The organism is Pseudomonas arvensis, from assembly GCF_056688935.1.
In genome coordinates, this window is sequence record NZ_CP162038.1 from 1,719,540 (window position 1) to 1,741,805 (window position 22,266).

Consider the following 22,266-nt stretch of genomic DNA (forward strand, 5'->3'; position numbering starts at 1 on the left):
TGGCTAACGATACTTCAACCACCCCAACCGGAGCCTGCCACCATGACTGCCGCCTGCCTGATGACCACCTACCAACCTTTGGCCTTGAGTTTTACCCGTGGCCTGGGCACACGCCTATGGGACCAGCAGGGCCGAGAATATCTGGACGTGGTAGCGGGCGTGGCAGTAACCAACGTCGGTCACTCCCACCCGAAACTGGTGACAGCCATCAGCGAGCAAGCCGGCCTGTTGCTGCACACCTCCAACCTCTACAGCATCGACTGGCAGCAGCGGCTGGCTCAGCGCCTGACACAACTGTCCGGCCTGGACCGTGCCTTCTTCAACAACTCCGGCGCCGAAGCCAACGAGACCGCACTGAAACTGGCGCGATTGCACGGCTGGAAAAAAGGCATCGAAGAACCGTTGGTGGTGGTGATGGAAAACGCCTTCCATGGCCGCACGCTCGGCACCATGGCCGCCAGTGATGGGCCATCGGTGCGTCTTGGTTTTCAGCGCTTGCCTGGGGATTTTCTCAAAGTCCGGTTTGGTGATCTGGCGGCCATCGAAGCGCTCACCAAAACCCTTGGTACGCGGATCGCGGCGGTCTTGCTGGAGCCGATCCAGGGCGAAAGTGGCGTGTTGCCAGCCCCGCCGGGTTACCTGCAAGCCTTGCGCGACCACTGCACGCGTCACGGCTGGTTGATGATGCTCGATGAAATCCAGACGGGCATCGGCCGTACCGGCGCGTGGTTTGCGTTCCAGCACGAAGGCATCGTGCCGGACGTGATCACCCTGGCCAAAGGCCTCGGCAACGGCGTGCCCATTGGCGCCTGCCTCGCCCGGACGGCGGTCGCTCAGTTGTTCACGCCGGGCAGCCATGGCAGCACCTTCGGCGGCAACCCGCTGGCGTGTCGGGTGGGCTGCACCGTGCTGGACATCATCGACGAGCAGGGCCTGTTGCAGAACGCTGCGCAACAAGGCGAACGCTTGCTGGCGCGGTTACGCATGGAATTGGACGAGCACCCGCAGGTGCTGGCGATTCGCGGCCAAGGCTTGATGATCGGTATCGAATTGGCCAGCCCCTGCCGCGACCTTGCCCAGCGCGCCGCCCAGGAACATGGGCTATTGATCAACGTGACGCGGGGCAAGGTCATTCGCCTGTTGCCGCCGCTGACCCTGGATGCCAAAGAGGTCGAGATGATCGTGCGGGCCATCACCCGGTTATTGGATCAGGTCCATTGAGCCATTCCTGGTTCATGGTTTCTTTATCGCCCAGGTATTCGAGCAACCACGCCATGGCCGGGGACAGTTTGTTCTGTGCCCAGGCCACGCACGACGGGCTGGCAGGGAAGGGCCGGGTCAATTGCAGCGCCACCAGTTCACCGCGTTCGATCCATGGCAACACCTGATGCGCCGGCGCCATGCCGACGCACAGGCCATCGCGCAGGCAATCGATGGCGGATGCCCAGTTCGGCACCACCAGCCGCCGTTGGTTATCCAGCGTCCAGGTATCACGCTTGGGCAGGTTACGTGAGGTGTCGGTCATGCACAGCGAGGCGAACGGGCGCAGTTGGTCATCACTGAGCAGGCCTTGCACGGCCGCCAACGGATGCCTGGCGCTGACCACGCACAGCCAGTTCAACAAGCCCATGTCGCGGAAAGTGAAGTGACTGGCCACCGGCACCGCGCTGGTGGCGCCGATCACAATGTCGGTGCGCTCATCGGCCAGGGCATCCCACACGCCGTTGTACACCTCGTACTCCAGCAACAATTCCACCTCGGGAAACTGTCGATAGAAATCCAGCACCAATTGCCGGCAGCGCTGAGGTTTGACGATGGAGTCCACGGCTACCTTCAACTGGCCGCTCCAACCGTTCGCCACCTGCTGGCACAATCGCCGCGTGCCGAGCATTTTTTTCATCACGCCTCGGGCTTCGTCTATAAACAGACGGCCTGCGGGGGTCAGCTCGACGTCGCGATGGCGCCGCACAAACAGCGGCACCGCCAGCCATTCTTCAAGCTGGCGCACCGTGTAGCTGATAGCCGATGGGACGCGGTGCAATTCTTGAGCGGCGGCGCTGAAGCTGCCGTGGCGCGCCACCGCATCGACGACATCCAGGGAGTATTCAGACCACATAATGCTTGTCTTCAAAATTATTGATAGGAGTGTCCAATTATTATCGCTTCACACGCAATCTGTCAGCTTCATAATGGGCGCCAGTCAGCAAATAGTTTGATGGCAGGATCGACAAGGCTTCAATGAAAAATTCTTTTGGTTTCACTTGGTATCTGGCGGGGCTGAGCATGCTCGGTTATCTGGCCATGGACATGTACTTGCCGGCGTTCGGCGCCATGGGCGAACAGTTGCAGATTGGCGCGGGCGCGGTGGGTGCCAGCTTGAGCATTTTCCTCGCCGGCTTTGCCCTGGGACAGTTGTTGTGGGGGCCGTTGTCCGACCGCCTGGGCCGCAAGCCCATTCTGCTCGCAGGCTTGAGCCTGTTTGTGCTGGGCTGCGCCGGGATGTTCTGGGTCGAGACAGCACTGCAACTGCTGGCCTTGCGTTTTATGCAGGCGATTGGCGTGTGTTCTGCTGCCGTGAGCTGGCAGGCGCTGGTGATTGATCGCTATCCAGCCGACAAGGCTCACCGGGTGTTCGCCAGCATCATGCCGTTGATGTCGCTGTCGCCGGCCCTGGCGCCGCTGCTGGGCGCGATGGTGCTGAATCACTTTGGCTGGCAGGCGATCTTCGGGGTGCTGCTGGGCGTTTCGCTGCTGTTGCTGCTGCCGACGTTGTTCCTGCGCAGCGTGCCGAAGCCACAGACTGAAGCACCATCGCGCCTGGGTTATACGCAGTTGCTGACGTCTCGGGTGTTCACCGGCAACGTAATGATCTTCGCTGCCTGCTCCGCGAGTTTCTTTGCCTGGCTGACCGCTTCGCCCTTCATCCTTGGCGACATGGGCTACAGCCCGAATGACATCGGCCTGAGCTACGTACTGCCGACACTGGCGTTTCTGGTGGGTGGCTACAGTTGCCGCAGTGCCCTGCAGCGTTTCCAGGGCAAAACGCTGTTGCCCTGGTTGCTGGTGGCCTATTGCATCAGCATGCTGGCGCTGTACCTGGTTGCGACCTTGAGCGTGCCGACCCTCACCACGTTGCTGATTCCGTTCTGCCTGATGGCGTTGGTCAACGGTGCGAGTTATCCGATTGTGGTAGCGAACGCGCTGATGCCGTTTGCGGAAAACTCCGGCAAGGCGGCGGCGCTGCAAAATACCTTGCAACTGGGCCTGTGTTTCCTCAGCAGCCTGCTGGTGTCGTCGATGATCGAGCAACCGCTGCTGATTACGGTGATCGTGATGCTGGCGACCGCGCCACTGGCGGTGTTGGGCTACTGGCTGGCGCGGCCGAAGGTGGACGACTCCGAGTTGGCCGCTGCCTAGAACGTTATTTCCATATTCACCGTCGGCGTCGACGTGCGGCTGCCCCGGCCGCCGTCTACACCGAACTTGTTATGCCAGTACTCGTAACCCACCCCGAGGTACAGGTTCGGCTTCACGCTTTTACCCGGCCGTACCGCCACCATCAACGCTGTGCGCATCAAGGCCTCCGGCGCCGTGTCGCGGCCATGGTAGTCCTCACCTTTTTCCCCGACGTAATTGATAAACCCCTGGAATTTCGCCGCGTGGCTGGCGATCTCGAATGGACGCATCCAGGTCAGGTTAAGCAGGTAGGTGTCGTCGAAGGTGTGGTTCGATTCCTGCGCGCCGGGGATGCCGGTGTGGTTCTTTTCCTTGTAGTACATCAGGCTCAGGTCCAGCACGCCCACGGTGTTGAACTTCAAGGTCGGGCCAATCACCAGCGCGCGTTTTTTCGCCGAGGCGAAGTTGTTGTTGCGGTTGGCATCAAAGCCCAGGGTCAGCGCGTAATCCTTGATCAGCCCGGTGCCCAGCGGCACATCCAATACACGTGAGGCGTACAACTGATGCCGGTATACGGCATACACCTCGCTGCCACCGTGATCGGTGCCCTTGCGTGGGTCGCTGCTGTCGGACAGGAACACATCCAGATTCAGGAAATTGCTGCCGTATTGGTAGCCGCTGGCGTGGGTGAAGCTGTAGATGCGCTTGCTGAAGTCGTCGGGGTTGTTCGGGTTGGTGAACTGCTGGCCATAGCGAAAGCCCAGGCTGTTGTTCATCCATTCCACCGCGACAGCCTCCCCGCCGCCGAGGAGGGTGAGTGCAACGGTGGCGCCCTGTAATACCTTTTTCATGGTTGTGGTCCTTTGGCGTTCTGGCTCATCACGGCCGGATTGTTTTTGTAACGCCGAAGGAGGGTATCTTGTTCGATTGATTGTATACAACTCTATGGACATCTAGTCCTAACATTGCATACAGTGGCCGCACAACAAAAACAGAGAACCCCTCACCATGACTATCCCGAAGGCGTCACCGCAGCGGCCAGAAGATGAGAATCTCGGCGTCGCCGCCAACATGGCTTACGGCCTGCAGCATGTGCTCACCATGTACGGCGGCATCGTCGCGGTACCCTTGATCGTCGGCCAGGCGGCCGGGTTGTCACCTGCCGATATTGGTCTGTTGATCGCCGCCTCGCTGTTTGCCGGTGGCCTGGCGACCCTGTTGCAAACCCTTGGCCTGCCGTTTTTTGGTTGTCAGTTGCCGCTGGTGCAAGGCGTGTCGTTTGCCGGCGTGGCCACCATGGTGGCGATTGTCGGCAGCGACGGTGCCGGCGGGGTGCCGGCGATTCTCGGGGCGGTGATGGCCGCGTCGTTTATCGGGTTGCTGATCACGCCGGTGTTCTCGCGGATCACCAAGTTCTTCCCACCCTTGGTGACCGGCATTGTGATCACCACCATCGGCCTGACCTTGATGCCCGTGGCAGCGCGCTGGGCCATGGGCGGTAACAGCCGTGCGGCGGATTTCGGCAGCATGTCCAATATCGGCCTGGCGGCGTTGACCCTGGTGCTGGTGCTGCTATTGAGCAAGATTGGCAGCGCGACCATCTCGCGCCTGTCGATCCTGCTGGCGATGGTGATCGGCACGGTGATCGCGGTGTTCCTTGGCATGGCGGACTTTTCCGGCGTAACCCAGGGCCCGATGTTTGGTTTCCCGACGCCCTTCCATTTCGGCATGCCGACCTTCCACATCGCGGCGATCATTTCCATGTGCATCGTGGTGATGGTGACCCTGGTGGAAACCTCGGCGGACATCCTGGCCGTGGGCGAAATCATCGACACCAAAGTTGACTCCAAACGCCTGGGTAACGGCCTGCGCGCCGACATGCTGTCGAGCATGTTCGCGCCGATCTTCGGTTCATTCACTCAGAGTGCATTCGCCCAGAACGTCGGCCTGGTGGCGGTGACCGGGGTGAAGAGTCGCTTCGTGGTGGCCACCGGTGGCCTGTTCCTGGTGATCCTCGGCCTGCTGCCGTTTATGGGCCGGGTCATCGCGGCGGTGCCGACCTCGGTGCTCGGCGGTGCCGGGATTGTGCTGTTCGGCACGGTGGCGGCCAGTGGTATTCGCACGTTGTCGAAGGTGGATTACCGCAACAACATGAACCTGATCATCGTCGCCACCTCCATCGGTTTTGGCATGATCCCCATCGCGGCGCCGAGTTTCTACGATCAATTCCCCAGCTGGTTCGCGACTATATTTCACTCGGGCATCAGCTCGTCGGCGATCATGGCGATCCTGCTGAATCTGGCGTTCAACCACTTCACGGCGGGTAACTCGGACCAGCAGTCGGTGTTCGTGGCAGGGACTGAGCGCAGTTTGTGTTTCCACGACGTTGCAGGCCTGCGGGACGGGGATTACTTCAGGGGCGGCAAGTTGTTTGATGCCGAGGGCAAGGAGATTCCATTAGTGGCGCAGGTGCCGAAGAAAGCGGTAAAAACTGAGGTCAGCCAGGCCTGACCCGATAGCTGCTACGCGACGACGGGAGTCCTTGGCATCCGTAGCAGCTGTCGAGCCTTGGCGAGGCTGCGTAGCGGGCGTATTGACACTCCGCGATCTGCGGGGCGCCCAACGCAGCCTCGCTTGCGCTCGACAGCTGCTACCGGGCGAAACGGGCGCTTGCCCGGTGAGCGTCAAGACGGTATCTACGCAATTTTAAGCACTTTATTCGAACACGCCTCATCCAGAAACTTCACCACCGTCCCCATGCACGCCTGGCGTTCTTCCACATGGGGCATGTGGCTGGAGTCTTCGAACAGCGCCCAGCGCACATCCGCGATCTCATCCAGAAACGGCTTGACCACCAGTGGCGTCGCCTCGTCATGTCGGCCGGAGATTACCAGGGTCGGCACCTTGATCGCGGACAGGCGGCCAATGGATTTCCAGTCCTTCAAACTGCCGATCACATGGAACTCGGTCGGGCCGCTCATGGCGTGATACACCGTGGGGTCTGAGTCGACCTGGGCGAAGGTGCGCGCCACTTCTTCCGGCCAAGGGTTCACGCGGCACACGTGCTGGTCATAGAACACCCGCGACGCGGCGAGGTATTCCGGATCCTGGTAGGTGCCGGCGGCTTCGTGCTTGAGCAGGGTTTCGTGCACGCCTTTCGGCAGCAATTGGCGCAGGCGATTGGCTTCGCTGACCCAGGTGCGCATGCAGGTCGGTGAGTTGGCCGGGATAAACGCGCGCAGGCCCTTGGGTTGCAGGATCGCATGTTCACTGCCGAGCATGCCGCCCCAGGATTGGCCGAGGATCGCGTAGTTGTCGCTGATCTGCAGGTGGTCCAGCAGGTTATCCAGTTCTTTGAGGAACAGATCGACAGTCCAGAAGGACGGGTCTTTTTCAGGCAAATGCGTGGAGCGGCCGTTGCCCAGTTGGTCGTAGTGGATGACGGCGTGGCCGCTGGCCGCGACGTCCTTGAAGGCGTCAACATAATCATGGGTGCAGCCGGGGCCGCCGTGGATGACGACCAGCGGTGTACGGCCACTGGCCAGGTCGCCCGTTACGCGGTACCAGGTCTGGTAGTCGCCAAACGCGGCATACCCTTCGCGGATTTGTTCGATGAATTCCATTTCGTACCCTGCTCTGAAAAAAAGGATCAGGGACACGATAGTCTGCACGTGAAATTTAGGTAACTAGCAAAACAGCTAGGTTTTGCCGATGGATCAATCTTCCAGCAGGCGGTAATGGGTGGCACGAACCACCGCCTGGACGCGGTTCTTTGCCCCCAGCTTATGCATTGCCGAGGCCAGATGCAGGGTGACCACCGCCAGCGAGCGGCTTAACTGAGTGGCGATCTCGGCCGCCGTCAGGCCGTCGGCGGCCCATTTCAGGCACTCGCGCTCGCGTTTGGTCAGGTGGATATGGGGGTAGGTGCGCAGTTCCTTGCTGAACAGCGGGTAGGCCGCTTCCTGCAATGCATGGGAAATCACACTGAAGTCCGACAGGGTCTGCTGTGCCTCCTGCAGCACGGTGCCGGCGCTACCGATGCGCAGGCCGGTCAGCGAAGCAAAACCGCCACGGGGCAGGTGGATCGGTACGCTGACGCCGCAGGTCAGTTGCTGGTCATGCAGGTAGGATGAAACCGGGGCGTGGCACGGATCGATGATTTTTTGCAGCGGGGTATCGGTCTTGGCTTCGTAGGACCACACGAACGGCGACACCGTGCTCAGGGCCAGATGTTGCACCGGATCGATCTGGTAAAACCCTTTGCTGCACCATAACGCGTGCCAGTCGGGCGGGGTATTGCGCAGTTCCAGCACCGAGGGGGTGATCAAGGCGCCGTCCTGGTCGATCGGCACGGGCGAGTAGTCGTAGACCAGCGCATCGAAACCCAGCTGTTGAGCGAGGATAAAGGCGTTGTCCATCTGCTCGTCCAGGCTCCTGCCCGGCATCAGACGTTTGTTGAAGGCAGTCAGCTTGGCCAGCATCCGTTCTGCTCCTGAATTCATTTGAATCTCGACTTGCTGCAAGTAGAATGCCACGCCCCGGCGAAGGACTGCCAGGCCAAACCTATAAGAACTACTAGGTTATGGACGCGCGGCATCCTCGGTAGTGTTGGCCTGGCAAACGGCCGCTACCCGCCAGGCCGATACAACACAAGGAATGTATGCATGTGGCGTGAAATTGCCCCCGACCAGCAGTACAACGTGCAAGTCGACGGCTATAACCTCGTGGTCTATAGCTTTGGCGAAGGCGATGAGGTGCTGTTGTGCCTCAACGGCGGGCCGGGCCTGCCGTGTGACTACTTGCGCGACGCCCATGGCTGGCTCAAGGCGCATAACCTGCGAGTGGTTGCATTCGACCAGCTTGGTACGGGCGCATCAGCCAGACCGACCGATGTTGGGCTGTGGGAAATCCGCCGTTATGTCGAAGAAGTCGAAACCGTGCGCCAGGCACTGGGCCTGGGCCGCGTGCATTTGCTCGGGCATTCCTGGGGCGGCTGGCTGGGCATTGAATACGCCATCCATTACCCCGACGCGCTGAAAAGCCTGATCCTGGAAAATACCGTCGGCGACATTCCGCACCTGTCCCAGGAACTGGAGCGCCTGCGCGGTGCCCTTGGCAGCGAAACCGTGGCCATGATGCAACGCCATGAAGCCATGGGCACCCTCGACCACCCGCAGTACCAGGCCGCGATCACGTTGCTCAACTATCGCCATGTGTGCCGCCTGGACGAATGGCCGGAGCCGGTCAAACGTTCCCTCGGCGACTGGAACATGGGCCCCTACGAAACCATGCAAGGCCCCAACGAATTCCTCTACGTCGGCAACCTCAAGGACTGGAACCGCATCCCCGAGATGGCCGACTTCACGATGCCGATCCTGATCACCACCGGCCAGCACGACGAACTCACCCCGGCCTGCGCCATGCGCATGAAGATGGCGGCCAAGCACGCCGAACTGCACGTATTCCCCAACAGCAGCCATATGCCGTTCTACGAAGAACCCCAGGCATATTTCCCGGTGCTGCTGGACTTTCTCGCTCGCCACCGAGGCTGACGGATGAACCTGGCGCGCTACCGTTTTGTGCTGTCCCGGCCACTGCAATTGCTGCCGGTGCTGTTTGGCATCAGCCTGATTACCTTTGTGCTGGTGCGCTCCATTCCCGGCGACCCCGCGCGAGCCTTGCTCGGCTCGCGCAGCACACCGGACGCGTTGCTGAAGATCCGCGCCCAGTACGGCCTTGATCAGCCGTTGTGGCTGCAATATTTCTACTTTCTCAAGAACCTGCTCAAGGGCGACCTCGGGCAATCGCTGCTGTACAAAGTCGACGCGCTGAAGCTGATCGTCACCCGTATCGAGCCGACCTTGGTGCTGGTACTCGGCAGCGTGGTGCTGGCGCTGCTGATCGCGGTGCCGCTGGCGACCTGGGCGGCGCGCAATAAAGGTGGCTGGGCGGACAACCTGATTCGCGTGTTCACCACGGTGGGCCTGGGCATGCCGGCGTTTTGGCTGGGCTTGATGCTGATCCTGCTGCTGAGTGTGAAATGGGGCCTGTTCCCCGTGTCCGGCTACGGTCGCACCTGGCTGGACAAGGCGCACCATATGGTCCTGCCGTGCCTGACCATCGCGCTGGCGCTGTCGGCGGTGCTGGTGCGCAACCTGCGGGCGAGCATGTTGATGGAGTTGCAGGCGGACCACGTCACCGCCGCCCGTGCGCGCGGGCTGTCGGAAGCCGCGGTGTTTCGCCGCCATGTGCTGCCCAACTCCCTGGTGCCGGCGGTCAATCTGCTGGCGGTGAACATCGGCTGGCTGATCAGCGGCACGGTGGTGATCGAAAGCCTGTTCGCCATTCCCGGTATCGGCCAGTTGTTGGTGCGCGGCATCTTTACCCGCGATTACATGGTGGTGCAGGGCGTGGCTATGGTGTTGGCCTGCGCCACGGTGGTGGTCAACTTCATCGCGGATGTGGCGACAGTGGCCCTCGACCCACGGGTGAAGATGCAATGAGCAGCCGCCCGATGATCGCCCCATGGCGCTTGCGCCTGCGTTTTGGTTTTCGCAATGGCCGGCTGACGGCCGCGTGGGGGCTGTTGATCCTGTTGATATGGTTGGCCCTGGCGCTGTTTGCGCCGTGGATCGCGCCGTTTGATCCGATTGCGCAGAACACCGATATCAGCTTGATCGGTCCCAGCCTGGCCCATCCATTTGGCACTGATAACTACGGCCGTGACATTCTTTCGAGGGTGATTTGGGGCGCACGCATCGACCTGCAACTGGCGATCATCGGGGTGATTTTCCCGTTCATGATTGGCACCTTTGTGGGCGCAGTCTCGGGTTATATCGGCGGGCGTTTCGACAGCTTTTGCATGCGAGTGATTGATGTGATCCTCGCGTTCCCCTTCCTGGTGCTGATGCTGGCGATCATGGCCATCCTCGGCCCTGGCTTGAAGAGCTTTTATATCGCCATGGCGCTGGTGGGGTGGGTTTCGTATGCGCGGCTGATCCGTTCGCAGATCCTGGTACTCAAGGAAAGCGACTTCGCCCTGGCGGGCAAGAGCCTGGGCTTTGGTCACGGGCGCATCCTGTTCCGGCATTTGCTGCCCAACGCGATGTTTGGCTCGATTGTGTTTTCCATGTCCGATGCGGTGCTGGTGCTGCTTAACGGCGCCGCCGTGAGCTACCTGGGCCTGGGCGTGCAGCCGCCGACGGCGGAGTGGGGCACGATGGTCGCCGAGGGCCAGGCCTTTATCACCACGGCCTGGTGGATCTGCACTTTTCCTGGGTTGGCCATCGTGACCCTGGCCATGGGCTTCAGCCTGCTGGCCGATGGCGTTGCCCAAGTGCTGGGGGATCGCGCATGAGTCTGCTGCAAGTGCGCGACCTCAGTGTTATCGCCAACAATGCCGGGCGTGATGTGACACTGGTCGAACGTGTGTCTTTCGACCTCGCCGAAGGCGAAATCCTGGGTCTGGTGGGCGAAAGCGGCTCTGGCAAAACCATGGCCTGTCGCGGCCTGATGCGCTTGCTGCCGTCGCCCAGCCTGCGGGTGCAGGGCGGTGCGGTGCGCCTTGCCGGCCAGGATCTGTTGCAACTGGATGACGCGGGCATGCGTGCCATACGCGGCGGGCAACTGGGCATGATTTTCCAGAACCCCAGCAGCCACCTCGACCCGTTGATGCGCATCGGCGAGCAGATCGCCGAGGGTATTCGCCTGCATCAGGGCGCGTCGAAAAAAGACGCCCGGCGACTGGCCATCGACGTGCTGCGCCAAGTGGGCATTCCCGATCCCCTGGCGCGGGTCGACAATTATCCTCACGAGTTTTCCGGCGGCATGCGCCAGCGCGCCATGATCGCCGTGGCCTTGGGCTGCAACCCCAAGGTGCTGATCGCCGACGAGCCGACTACCGCCCTGGATGTGACCGTGCAGGCGCAAATCCTGCGCCTGCTGCTGGACCTGCGCGACCAGCGTGGCCTGTCGATCATCATGATCACCCACGACCTGGGCGTGGTGGCGCAAACCTGTGATTCCATCGCGGTGATGTACGCCGGGCGCCTGTGCGAGCACGGCAGCAAGTACGACCTGCTGGCCCATCCGCAACATCCCTACACCGCTGGCCTGATCGACTGCCAGCCGGCCCACAGCAGCGGCCACGCCTTGTTGCGCACCATCCCCGGCCAGCCGCCGTTGCTGGATGCGTTGCCCGATGGCTGCCGGTTCAACCCGCGCTGTCCGCAGGTCGGCGCCTTATGTACCGAGTTGCTGCCCGAAGGCGCGCGCGTAGCCTGTCACTATCCGCTGGGAGAGCGTCCATGAGCCTGTTGCAGATCAAGGATCTGGAGGTGCGCTTCGCGGCGTCCGGCAGCGGTTTGTTTGGCCTGAACAAGCAGTGGGTGAGGGCGGTGAACGGTGTATCGCTGAACCTGGCGGCGGGCGAAACCCTGGGGTTGGTGGGCGAGTCCGGCAGCGGTAAAAGCACCCTCGGCCGGGCGATCCTGCACCTCAACCCGATCAGCGCCGGGCAGGTGTTGTTCGATGGCGTCGACATGGCCCATGGCAGTGCCATCGACATCGCCCGCCTGCGCCATGAAACGGCGATGATCTTCCAGGACCCCTATGCGGCGTTGAACCCGCGCCACACCATCGGCGAAACCATCGCTGAAGTGCTGCGGGTACAGCGCAAGGTTCCCGCCGAGCGCATCCCGGCGCGTGTCAACGAACTGCTTGATCTGGTCGGCTTGCGCCCCGAACTGGCCAATCGCAAGCCCGGCTCCCTCAGTGGCGGCCAATGCCAGCGCGTGGGCATTGCTCGCGCCCTGGCCGTAGAGCCGCGGTTGATCATCGCCGATGAGTGTGTGGCGGCGCTGGATGTGTCGATCCAGGGGCAGATCATCAACCTGCTGCTGGAACTGCAACAGCGCATGAACCTGGCCATCCTGTTTATCGCCCATGACCTGGCCATCGTGCGGCGCCTGTGCGACCGCGTGGCGGTGATGTACCTGGGCAAGATCGTCGAGGAAGGGCCGGTGGAGGCGGTGTTCAGCGCACCGCGCCATCCGTACACCGCGGCGTTGATCCAGGCGATCCCGGAGATCGACCCTTATCGGCCGTTGCCTGCAGAACCTTTGCCCGGTGAGCCACCGAGCCCGCTGAATTTACCCACCGGCTGTGCCTTCCACCCACGTTGCCGGTATGCGCGCGCGATGTGTTCCGTGGTGTTGCCGCCTACTCATTTCCTGCACGAGCATCGATACAGTTGCGTGCTTGAAGCACCTTTGCTTTGACCTTTCCCTGCCATTCATGAACAAGGAGTTATGACATGCAATCCCGTCACTTGAAGTTGCTCGCCGCCGCTACGCTTACGGCTTGGTCCCTGACCGCTGGTTTGGCTCAGGCCGCTGGCGTGCTCACCATCGGCTGCCGTGAAGACAGCACCACCTTCGACCCGATCAAAAGTGCACAAAACCGCGACACCTGGGTGTTCGCCAACGTCTACGACACCCTGGTGCGCGTGGATAACCTGGGCACCAAGATGGAACCGGGCCTCGCCGAAAGCTGGGACATCTCCAAGGATGGCCTGACTTACACCTTCAAACTGCGCGATGCGAAATTCTCCGATGGCTCGGCGATCACCGCTGAAGACGCGGCGTTCAGCCTGTTGCGCATCCGCGATAACAAAGCCTCGTTGTGGGCCGATCCGTTCAACCTGATCAACACGGCCAAGGCCGCCGACGCGAAAACCCTGGTCGTCACCCTGAAGACGCCGGCCGTGGCTTTCCTCTCGCAACTGGCTTCGCCGACGGTCTCGATCCTGTCGGAAAAAGCCATGACCAAAATGGGCGAAGACGCCTACTCGGAAAACCCGGTGACGTCCGGCGCGTTTACCGTGGAAGAGTGGCGCAAGGGTGATCGGGTGATCCTGAAGAAGAACCCGAACTTCTGGCAGGCCAAGAACGTCAGCCTGGATGGTGTGGAATGGGTCTCGGTGACCGACGACAACACGCGCATGCGCATGGTGCAGAACAACGAACTGGACACGGCGATCTTCGTGCCGTTCTCCCGTGTTGAAGAGCTCAAGAAAGACCAGAACGTGGTGATCCACGCCGACCCGTCCACCCGTGAAGATCACCTGTTGATCAACCACGCCCACGGCCTGCTGGCCAAGCCCGAAGTGCGTCAGGCGCTGGACATGGCCATCGACAAACAATCGCTGGTCAAGACCGCCACCTACGGTCAGGGCACCGTGGCTTATTCCTACATTCCAAAAGGCTCGCTGTACCACTACGCCAACAATCTGCAACGCCCGTACGACCCGGCCGAAGCCAAGAAACTGCTGGCCGCTGCCGGTGCCAAGGATTTGAAGCTGAACTACGTGGTCAACGCGGGCAATGAGGCTGACGAGCAGATTGCGGTGATCATCAAGGACCAACTGGCCAAGGTGGGTGTGACGGCCAACCTGCAGAAGGTCGACCCGACCCAAAGCTGGCAGATGCTGGTGGACGGTGAGTACGATATTTCGGTGATGTACTGGACCAACGACATTCTCGACCCGGACCAGAAAACCACCTTCGTGCTGGGCCACGACACCAACCAGAACTACATGACCCGCTACAAGAACGACACGGTCAAGGACCTCGTGGCCGCAGCGCGCATCGAGGCCGACCCGGCCAAGCGTGAGCAGATGTATGTCGAACTGCAGAAACTGGCGAAACAGGATGTGAACTGGATCGACCTGTACTACAGCCCCTACATCAACATCTCTCGCAAGAACGTGAGCAACTTCCTGCAGAACCCGCTGGGGCGTTTCACGCTTGAAGAAGTGGTGAAGAACTAAGTTCTAGAGAACACTGCAATACCAATGTGGGAGGGGGCTTGCCCCCTGCCACATTCAAATCCAGGGCGTGTCAGATGTTACTGCGCGTCAAACGCCTGCCCGTTGATGCCGGTACTGTCCGGCCCCATCAGGTACAGGTACACCGGCATGATTTCTTCCGGCGCCGGCCTTTCCATCGGGTTTTCCCCTGGATACGCCTGGGCCCGCATGCTGGTACGTGTGCCGCCGGGGTTGATGCTGTTGGCCCGCACCGCCGCCACATCTTCAAGCTCATCCGCCAAGGTCTGCATCAAGCCTTCAGTGGCAAACTTCGACACCCCGTAAGCGCCCCAGTACGCCCGGCCCTTGCGCCCGACGCTGCTGGAGGTGAACACCACCGACGCATCCTGGGACAGCTTGAGCAGCGGCAACAAGGTGCTGGTGAGCATGAACATCGCGTTGACATTGACGTGCATCACCCGCATGAAGTTTTCACCGGACAACTGCTCGATGGGCGTGCGTGGGCCAATGATCGAGGCGTTGTGCAACAGGCCGTCGAGGTGGCCGAATTCCTTTTCGATCATCGCTGCCAGCTCATCGTACTGATGGGGCAGGGCGGTCTCCAGGTTGAATGGGATCACCACTGGCTGCGGCTGGCCGGCGGCTTCGATCTCGTCGTACACCTGGGCCAGGTTGGCTTCGGTCTTGCCCAGCAACAGCACGGTGGCACCATGGGCGGCATACGTCTTGGCCGCCGCAGCGCCAATCCCGCGACCGGCACCGGTCACCAGGATGACCCGGCCTTTGAGCAGTTCTGGACGTGCGGAGTAATCAAACATAAATAGCCTCGACAGAATTCAGCAGCTTATGAACCCCAAATCTGAAAACACTGAAGATCCCCTGTGGGAGGGGGCTTGCCCCCGATGAGGGCCTGTCAGTAATAGAGGTGCGGGCTGGCACACCGCTATCGGGGGCAAGCCCCCTCCCACATTGCATCTTCATAGGGGGCGTTGAATAGTCAGCAACTGCACAGCGCGTTATCCAGCACCTTGCGCAGTTCCAGCGGGTGATCCACGACCACATCCGCTCCCCAATGGCGCGGGTTGTCGTCCGGGTGGATGTAGCCATAGGTCACCGCCGCCGTGCGTGTGCCGGCATCGCGGCCGGACTCGATGTCACGCAGGTCATCGCCCACGAACAACACGCTGGCCGGGTCCAGGCCGAGCATCTTGCACGCCAGGATCATCGGCTCCGGGTCCGGCTTGCTGTTTTTCACGTGGTCCGGGCAGATCAGCAAGGCCGAACGCTCGGCCAGGCCCAACTGCTGCATGATCGGTTCGGCGAAGCGCAGTGGCTTGTTGGTGACTACGCCCCAGACCAGCTTGGCCTTCTCGATGTCTGCCAGCAGCTCGGCCATGCCGTCGAACAGCTTGCTGTGCACCGCGCAGTCCTTCAGGTAGCGCTCCAGGAATTCCTGGCGCAGTTCCTCAAAACCCGGCGACTCCGGGTCCATCGAGAAGGTCACGGCGACCATCGCCCGCGCACCGCCGGAGATTTCATCGCGGATGTGCTGCGGGTTGACCGGTGGCAGGCCACGGTCGGCGCGCATGGCCTGGCAGATGGCGATAAAGTCCGGCGCGGTGTCCAGCAGGGTACCGTCCATGTCGAAGAGAACCGCTCGCAACTTCACAGGCTTACTCCTCGCGCAGGGTCTGGATCATGTAGTTGACGTCAACGTCGTTGGCCAGCTTGTAGTGCTTGGTCAGCGGGTTGTAGGTCAGGCCGATGATGTCCTTGACGGTCAGGCCGGCCTGGCGGCTCCACGCGCCCAGCTCGGACGGGCGGATGAATTTCTTGAAGTCATGGGTGCCGCGCGGAAGCAGCTTCATGATGTATTCGGCGCCGATGATCGCGAACAGGTAAGCCTTGGGGTTGCGGTTGATGGTGGAGAAGAACACCTGGCCGCCGGGCTTGACCATGCGGAAACAGGCGCGGATCACCGAGGACGGGTCCGGCACGTGCTCAAGCATCTCAAGGCAGGTGACCACGTCGAACTGCTCGGGCATCTCTTCAGCCAGGTCTTCGGCGGTGATCTGGCGGTATTCCACGCTCACGCCGGACTCCAACTGGTGCAACTGGGCCACGGCCAGCGGCGCTTCACCCATGTCGATGCCCATTACTGTGGCGCCGCGCTGGGCCATGGCTTCGCTGAGAATGCCGCCGCCGCAGCCGACGTCCAGCACCTTCTTGCCGGCCAGGTTGACGCGTTCGTCAATCCAGTTGACCCGCAGCGGGTTGATGTCGTGCAGGGGCTTGAACTCGCTTTCGCGGTCCCACCAGCGGTGGGCCAGGGCTTCAAACTTGGCGATTTCGGCGTGGTCGACGTTGCTCATGGTGCATCCTCTAAATCTGATAAATCGGGTTGTCGGTCCTGGACACGTGGGTCCAGGGCCGGCGTTATTCGGTGTGCCCGCTGATGCGTTTGCCCCAGGCAATGGCCGTGGCGGTCAACTGGTGTTCATCCATGCGGGTCAATTGCCGGTCGTCGAGCAACTGCTTGCCGGCGACCCAAACGTGTTTCACGCAATCGCGTCCGGTGGCATATATAAGCTGTGAGACCGGATCGTAGATCGGTTGTTGCGCCAGTCCTGACAGGTCGAACGCGACGATATCCGCTGCCTTGCCCACTTCCAGTGAGCCAATCTCGCTTTCCAGGCCCATGGCTCGCGCACCGTTGAGCGTAGCCATGCGCAGTGCACGGTGCGCGTCCAGGGCAGTCGCCGAGCCGGCGACCGCCTTGGCCAGCATCGCAGCGGTGCGGGTTTCACCCAACAAATCCAGGTCATTATTGCTGGCGGCGCCATCGGTGCCGATGGCCACATTGACCCCAGCCTGCCACAGACGCTCCACCGGGCAAAAGCCGCTGGCCAGTTTCAGGTTGGATTCCGGGCAATGGATCACGCTGGTGTTGCTTTCTACCAGCAAAGCCAGGTCGTCCTCGCTGATTTGGGTCATATGAACGGCCTGGAAGCGCGGACCGAGCAGCCCGAGGCGGCCCAGGCGTGCCAGCGGGCGTTCGCCGGTCTGTTCGACGGCTTGCTGCACCTCAAAGGCGGTCTCGTGCACGTGCATATGGATTGCGGCGTCCAGCTCTTCGGCAATTACCCGGACCTTTTCAAGGTTGGCATCGCACACGGTATAGGGCGCGTGGGGGCCGAACGTGATCTTGATGCGCGGGTGGTGCTTGAGGTCGCCGAACAGCTCGATGCCCTGACGGATCGCCTCATCGGCGCTGCTGGCGCCGGGAATCGGGAAATCGAGGATCGGAATTGCGATCTGTGCACGTATGCCGCTGTTGTGCACGCAATCGCTGGCGACTTTGGGGTAGAAGTACATGTCAGAGAAGCAGGTGATGCCGCCCTTCAGCTGTTCGGCGATGGCCAGGTCGGTGCCATCACGAACGAAGGCTTCATCGACCCACTTGGCCTCGGCGGGCCAGATGTGTTTTTCCAGCCAGGTCATCAGGGGCAGGTCATCGGCGAGGCCGCGAAACAGGCTCATCGCCGCGTGGCCGTGGGCGTTGATCAGGCCGGGGCTGAGCAGCATGCCCGGCAGTTCGCGCACTTCGCTGGCCGCCAGCTTCAACGCCGCGGCCCGTGGCCCGATAAAGGTAATGCGCCCATCGCGGATGCCCACGCCATGTTCCTTGAGCACCACGCCAGCAGGTTCGACAGGTACCAGCCAGGTTGGCAGTAGCAGTAAGTCGAGCGGGGCGGCAGTGGAGGTCATCGCAGGCTTCTTCCCGGGCAGCTATAAAAGAAGCGCGAAGTATACCCGAGCGTCCTGGCTGGCGGATCGCTATAATCGGCGGCTTTTGTTCATGAGTGCGGAGTAAGGGATGCGCGATCGACTGTTGGCAGCGGAGAAAGTGAAGGCCATCGATTGGCGTGATGGCGCGCTGTACCTGCTCGATCAACGTGCCTTGCCCTCCCAGGAAACCTGGGTGGCCTGCTCCACCGTCGATGACGTCGCTGCCGCCATTCGCGCCATGGTCGTGCGCGGTGCGCCGGCCATCGGTATCAGTGCGGCCTATGGCCTGGTACTGGCCGCCCGTGATCGCGTTGCCGAGGGCGGTGACTGGCAGGCCGCGTGGGAGGAAGACTACGCGCTGTTGGCCGCTACGCGTCCCACTGCGGCGAACCTGTTCTGGGCCCTCAAACGCATGCGTGACCGCCTGGATCGCGTCAAGACACACGCTGACCCGCTGGCTGTCCTGGAAGCAGAGGCCATTGCAATCCATGAAAGTGATCGCGAAGCCAATCTGGTGATGGCCCAACTGGGCGTCGAGCGGATTCGCAAGCACCAAGGCAACGCCCAGGCGATCCTGACCCATGGCAACGCCGGCGCATTGGCGACGGGGGGTGTCGGCACGGCCCTCGGAGTGGTGCGTGCTGCCTTTCTTGAGGGGTTGGTCGAGCACGTCTATGCCAATGAAACCCGGCCCTGGCTGCAAGGTTCGCGGCTGACGGCCTGGGAGTTGGCGGGCGAGGGCATCCCGGTTTCGGTGAATGCTGATTCTGCGGGCGCACATATCCTCAAGACCAAAGGCGTGACCTGGGTAATCGTCGGGGCTGACTGCATTGCGGCCAATGGCGATGTGATCGGCCCGATCGGCACGTACCAGTTGGCGGTGTGCGCCATGCATCACGGCGTGCGCTTTATGGTGGTGGCGCCGAGTTCGACTCTGGATCTGATGATGGCCACTGGCGATGATGTTGCGTTGGAAGAACGTGATCCCGGCGAGTTGCTGGACGTGAAGGGTCAGCGCCTGGAAGTGGCTGCTTTTAATCCGGTATTTGATGTGACCCCGGCTGATCTTATTGATGTGATCGTGACCGAGAAGGGGGTTGTCGAGCGGCCGGATACAGCCAAACTGGCCAAGTTGATGTGCCGTAAGCGGTTGCATTGAGGGCCTTGGCGTCTGTGAAAATGCTATCGGGGGCAAGCCCCCTCCCACACTTGGATTGTGAGCACAGTCAAAATGTGGGAGGGGGCTTGCCCCCGATGGGTCTATAAAGTCAACAAAACCCTCGGATCCGATCTCAAAAAATGGCACCACCGCGCCTCTGAGCCCCTCTCGTCTCCCTCACGCCTGTCATCCGTCAAATTACTAGTCTCCATGCGCATCAGGGGGATAGGTGCGTGGCGGCGATTGTGATAACATCCGGCGGTTTCCAGGGCCGCCCCGAGGGGTTGCCTATAACGTGCAGATCCGTGTCATAACTCGTTGATTTGTCGTAAGTCGTTGTCAGGCACTCTGCCGGCAGCGGCGAGCTTCGTTCGTCCCATATGGATGTGACGAGGTTTCACCCGAAAAAGGAATCAGGCTTCTCATGGGCGAACTGGCCAAAGAAATCCTCCCGGTCAATATCGAAGACGAGCTGAAACAGTCCTACCTCGACTACGCGATGAGCGTAATTGTCGGTCGGGCACTGCCTGATGCGCGCGATGGCTTGAAGCCCGTGCACCGGCGTGTGCTGTTCGCGATGAGCGAGCTGGGTAACGACTGGAACAAGCCGTACAAGAAATCTGCCCGTGTTGTCGGTGACGTGATCGGTAAGTATCACCCTCACGGCGACACTGCGGTGTACGACACCATCGTTCGGATGGCCCAGCCGTTTTCCCTGCGCTACCTGCTGGTAGACGGCCAGGGTAACTTCGGTTCCGTCGACGGCGACAACGCCGCGGCCATGCGATACACCGAAGTGCGCATGACCAAGCTGGCGCACGAGCTGCTGGCCGACCTGCATAAAGAAACCGTGGACTGGGTGCCGAACTACGACGGCACCGAAATGATCCCGGCTGTCATGCCGACCCGTATTCCCAACCTGCTGGTCAACGGTTCCAGCGGTATCGCCGTGGGCATGGCGACCAACATCCCGCCGCACAACCTCGGTGAAGTCATCGACGGTTGCCTGGCCCTCATCGACAACCCCGAGCTGACCGTCGATGAACTGATGCAGTACATCCCGGGTCCGGATTTCCCGACTGCCGCGATCATCAACGGTCGCGCCGGCATCATCGAAGCCTACCGCACCGGCCGTGGCCGCATTTACATGCGTGCCCGCTCGATGATCGAAGACATCGACAAGGTCGGTGGCCGCCAGCAGATCGTCATCACCGAACTCCCGTACCAGCTTAACAAGGCGCGCCTGATCGAGAAGATCGCCGAGCTGGTCAAAGAGAAGAAGCTGGAAGGCATCACCGAGCTGCGCGACGAGTCCGACAAAGACGGTATGCGCGTCGTGATCGAGCTGCGTCGTGGTGAAGTGCCTGAGGTGATCCTCAACAACCTCTATGCCCAGACCCAGCTGCAAAGCGTGTTTGGTATCAACGTGGTTGCCCTGATCGATGGCCGTCCACGCATCCTGAACCTCAAGGACCTGCTGGAAGCCTTCGTGCGTCACCGCCGCGAAGTGGTCACCCGCCGTACCGTGTTCGAACTGCGCAAGGCCCGCGAACGCGGCCACATCCTGGAAGGCCAGGCGGTTGCACTGTCGAACATCGACCCGGTTATCGCCCTGATCAAAGCTTCCCCGACCCCGTCGGAAGCAAAAGAAGCACTGATCAAGATGCCGTGGGAATCCAGCGCCGTAGTGGCCATGGTTGAACGTGCCGGTGCGGACTCGTGCCGTCCGGAGACCCTGGACCCGCAATACGGTCTGCGCGAAGGCAAGTATTTCCTGTCGCCGGAGCAGGCCCAGGCCATTCTGGAACTGCGTCTGCACCGTCTGACCGGCCTGGAACACGAGAAACTGCTGGCCGAGTACCAGGAGATCCTCAACCAGATCGGCGAGCTGATCCGCATCCTCAACAGCGCCGTGCGCCTGATGGAAGTGATCCGCGAAGAGCTGGAAGTGATCCGCGCCGAATACGGCGACGTGCGTCGCACCGAAATTCTCGATGCCCGCCTCGACCTGACCCTGGGCGACATGATCCCGGAAGAAGAGCGCGTGGTGACCATCTCCCACGGCGGCTATGCCAAGACCCAGCCATTGGCTGCGTACCAGGCCCAGCGTCGTGGCGGTAAAGGTAAATCGGCTACTGGCGTGAAGGATGAGGACTACATCGCTCACCTGCTGGTCGCCAACAGCCATACCACGCTGTTGCTGTTCTCCAGCAAAGGCAAGGTGTACTGGCTCAAAACCTACGAAATCCCGGAAGCCTCCCGCGCCGCCCGTGGTCGTCCGCTGGTCAACCTGCTGCCGCTGGACAGTGATGAATACATCACCACCATGCTGCCGGTAGACGAATACACCGAAGGTCACTTCATCTTCATGGCGACTGCCAAAGGCACCGTGAAGAAGACCCCGCTGGAATCCTTCAGCCGCCAGCGCAGCGTGGGCCTGATCGCCCTGGAGCTGGACGAAGGCGACGTGCTGATCTCCGCCGCCATCACCGACGGCGAGCGTGAAGTCATGCTGTTCTCCGACGGCGGCAAGGTCACGCGCTTCAAGGAATCCGACGTGCGTGCCATGGGCCGTACCGCCCGCGGTGTGCGCGGCATGCGTCTGCCGGAAGGGCAGAAGCTGATTTCGATGCTGATCCCGGAAGAAGGCAGCCAGATCCTGACCGCTTCGGCGCGTGGCTATGGTAAGCGTACGGCCATCGGCGAGTTCCCGGAGTACAAGCGTGGCGGCCAGGGCGTTATCGCCATGGTCAGCAACGATCGCAACGGCCGTCTGGTCGGCGCGGTCCAGGTGCTCGACGGCGAGGAGATCATGCTGATTTCCGACCAGGGCACCCTGGTGCGTACCCGTGTGGCTGAAGTGTCGAGCCTGGGCCGTAACACCCAGGGCGTGACGCTGATCAAGCTGGCCAGCGACGAGACACTGGTAGGCCTGGAGCGTGTCCAGGAACCATCGGAAGTGGAAGGTGAAGAGCTGGACGAGGCCGATGCCGAGTTCGCACGTGAGGTAATGGCAAGCGGCGATGATGTCGTCGACGAGCCAACCCTCGACGCTGCCGCAGACGAAGAAGAACCGCAGGAATAAGCGGACACA

At 61.4% G+C, this 22,266-nt stretch carries 19 protein-coding genes; 11 read left to right on the forward strand and 8 right to left on the reverse strand.

Annotated elements, in window-relative coordinates:
- Nucleotides 1-42: 42 nt before the first annotated feature.
- On the forward strand, nt 43-1,221 hold the full coding sequence (locus tag AB3G88_RS07895; RefSeq protein WP_480453623.1) for an acetylornithine transaminase: 1,179 nt from the start codon (nt 43-45) through the stop codon (nt 1,219-1,221).
- Here AB3G88_RS07895 and punR read toward each other — a convergent pair.
- Nucleotides 1,193-2,116, reverse strand: a complete 924-nt coding sequence (punR, locus tag AB3G88_RS07900) for a DNA-binding transcriptional activator PunR (protein ID WP_112194124.1) — start codon at nt 2,114-2,116, stop codon at nt 1,193-1,195. The two genes, AB3G88_RS07895 and punR, sit on opposite strands and share 29 nt — an antisense overlap.
- A gap of 122 nt (nt 2,117-2,238) precedes the next feature.
- Between punR and punC the strand changes: the two genes are divergently transcribed.
- Complete coding sequence (punC, locus tag AB3G88_RS07905) at nt 2,239-3,417, forward strand: purine nucleoside transporter PunC (RefSeq protein WP_480453624.1); 1,179 nt, start codon at nt 2,239-2,241, stop codon at nt 3,415-3,417.
- On the opposite strand, the gene AB3G88_RS07910 is transcribed toward punC, so the two are convergent.
- Nucleotides 3,414-4,247, reverse strand: a complete 834-nt coding sequence (locus AB3G88_RS07910) for a nucleoside-binding protein (protein ID WP_112194128.1) — start codon at nt 4,245-4,247, stop codon at nt 3,414-3,416. The two genes, punC and AB3G88_RS07910, sit on opposite strands and share 4 nt — an antisense overlap.
- Before the next feature lie 157 nt (nt 4,248-4,404).
- Between AB3G88_RS07910 and AB3G88_RS07915 the strand changes: the two genes are divergently transcribed.
- Entirely contained in the window at nt 4,405-5,907 is a 1,503-nt protein-coding gene (locus tag AB3G88_RS07915) for a nucleobase:cation symporter-2 family protein (RefSeq protein WP_112194130.1), read from the forward strand.
- A gap of 185 nt (nt 5,908-6,092) precedes the next feature.
- Here AB3G88_RS07915 and AB3G88_RS07920 read toward each other — a convergent pair whose 3' ends face one another.
- Both AB3G88_RS07920 and AB3G88_RS07925 read right to left on the reverse strand, forming a co-directional pair.
- Nucleotides 6,093-7,019, reverse strand: coding sequence for a proline iminopeptidase-family hydrolase (locus tag AB3G88_RS07920; protein ID WP_480453626.1), 927 nt, complete (start codon nt 7,017-7,019; stop codon nt 6,093-6,095).
- Nucleotides 7,020-7,112: 93 nt separating this feature from the next.
- Nucleotides 7,113-7,877, reverse strand: coding sequence for a LuxR family transcriptional regulator (locus AB3G88_RS07925; protein WP_112194134.1), 765 nt, complete (start codon nt 7,875-7,877; stop codon nt 7,113-7,115).
- 183 nt (nt 7,878-8,060) lie between these two features.
- Here AB3G88_RS07925 and AB3G88_RS07930 point away from each other — a divergent pair, with 183 nt between their 5' ends.
- The 6 genes from AB3G88_RS07930 to AB3G88_RS07955 are packed head-to-tail and all read left to right on the forward strand — an operon-like array spanning nt 8,061 to nt 14,224.
- Nucleotides 8,061-8,948: a proline iminopeptidase-family hydrolase gene (locus AB3G88_RS07930; protein WP_099587349.1), complete on the forward strand. Its 888-nt coding sequence runs from the start codon at nt 8,061-8,063 to the stop codon at nt 8,946-8,948.
- A gap of 3 nt (nt 8,949-8,951) precedes the next feature.
- Nucleotides 8,952-9,899 (forward strand): ABC transporter permease, encoded by a 948-nt coding sequence (locus AB3G88_RS07935; RefSeq protein ID WP_032888892.1) that lies wholly within the window; start codon nt 8,952-8,954, stop codon nt 9,897-9,899.
- The gene (locus AB3G88_RS07940) at nt 9,896-10,753 is read left to right on the forward strand and encodes an ABC transporter permease (protein ID WP_191960227.1); all 858 of its coding nucleotides are present in this window, start codon (nt 9,896-9,898) and stop codon (nt 10,751-10,753) included. The genes AB3G88_RS07935 and AB3G88_RS07940 overlap by 4 nt, the downstream gene beginning before the upstream one ends.
- On the forward strand, nt 10,750-11,706 hold the full coding sequence (locus tag AB3G88_RS07945; protein WP_480453627.1) for an ABC transporter ATP-binding protein: 957 nt from the start codon (nt 10,750-10,752) through the stop codon (nt 11,704-11,706). The genes AB3G88_RS07940 and AB3G88_RS07945 overlap by 4 nt, the downstream gene beginning before the upstream one ends.
- Nucleotides 11,703-12,674 carry an ABC transporter ATP-binding protein gene (locus AB3G88_RS07950; RefSeq protein ID WP_480453628.1) on the forward strand — a complete coding sequence of 324 codons (972 nt, stop codon included), beginning with the start codon at nt 11,703-11,705 and terminating at the stop codon, nt 12,672-12,674. The genes AB3G88_RS07945 and AB3G88_RS07950 overlap by 4 nt, the downstream gene beginning before the upstream one ends.
- Before the next feature lie 35 nt (nt 12,675-12,709).
- Nucleotides 12,710-14,224, forward strand: a complete 1,515-nt coding sequence (locus tag AB3G88_RS07955; protein ID WP_480453629.1) for an ABC transporter substrate-binding protein — start codon at nt 12,710-12,712, stop codon at nt 14,222-14,224.
- Between the two features lie 77 nt (nt 14,225-14,301).
- Here AB3G88_RS07955 and AB3G88_RS07960 read toward each other — a convergent pair whose 3' ends face one another.
- From AB3G88_RS07960 to AB3G88_RS07975, 4 genes are all read right to left on the reverse strand, one after another.
- Nucleotides 14,302-15,042 (reverse strand): YciK family oxidoreductase, encoded by a 741-nt coding sequence (locus tag AB3G88_RS07960; protein ID WP_010211973.1) that lies wholly within the window; start codon nt 15,040-15,042, stop codon nt 14,302-14,304.
- Between the two features lie 179 nt (nt 15,043-15,221).
- Nucleotides 15,222-15,893, reverse strand: coding sequence for an N-acetylmuramic acid 6-phosphate phosphatase MupP (mupP, locus tag AB3G88_RS07965; RefSeq protein ID WP_158877048.1), 672 nt, complete (start codon nt 15,891-15,893; stop codon nt 15,222-15,224).
- Between the two features lie 4 nt (nt 15,894-15,897).
- A complete protein-coding gene (gene ubiG / locus AB3G88_RS07970; RefSeq protein ID WP_099587341.1) occupies nt 15,898-16,596 on the reverse strand; it encodes a bifunctional 2-polyprenyl-6-hydroxyphenol methylase/3-demethylubiquinol 3-O-methyltransferase UbiG in 699 nt (232 codons plus the stop codon).
- A 64-nt stretch (nt 16,597-16,660) separates the two neighbouring features.
- Nucleotides 16,661-17,992, reverse strand: a complete 1,332-nt coding sequence (locus tag AB3G88_RS07975) for a TRZ/ATZ family hydrolase (protein ID WP_480453630.1) — start codon at nt 17,990-17,992, stop codon at nt 16,661-16,663.
- Between the two features lie 109 nt (nt 17,993-18,101).
- On the opposite strand from AB3G88_RS07975, the gene mtnA reads away from it, so the two are divergent.
- Both mtnA and gyrA read left to right on the forward strand, forming a co-directional pair.
- On the forward strand, nt 18,102-19,172 hold the full coding sequence (mtnA, locus tag AB3G88_RS07980; protein WP_480453631.1) for an S-methyl-5-thioribose-1-phosphate isomerase: 1,071 nt from the start codon (nt 18,102-18,104) through the stop codon (nt 19,170-19,172).
- A gap of 424 nt (nt 19,173-19,596) precedes the next feature.
- Nucleotides 19,597-22,257 (forward strand): DNA gyrase subunit A, encoded by a 2,661-nt coding sequence (gene gyrA / locus AB3G88_RS07985; RefSeq protein ID WP_480453633.1) that lies wholly within the window; start codon nt 19,597-19,599, stop codon nt 22,255-22,257.
- The last annotated feature ends 9 nt before the right edge of the window (nt 22,258-22,266 follow it).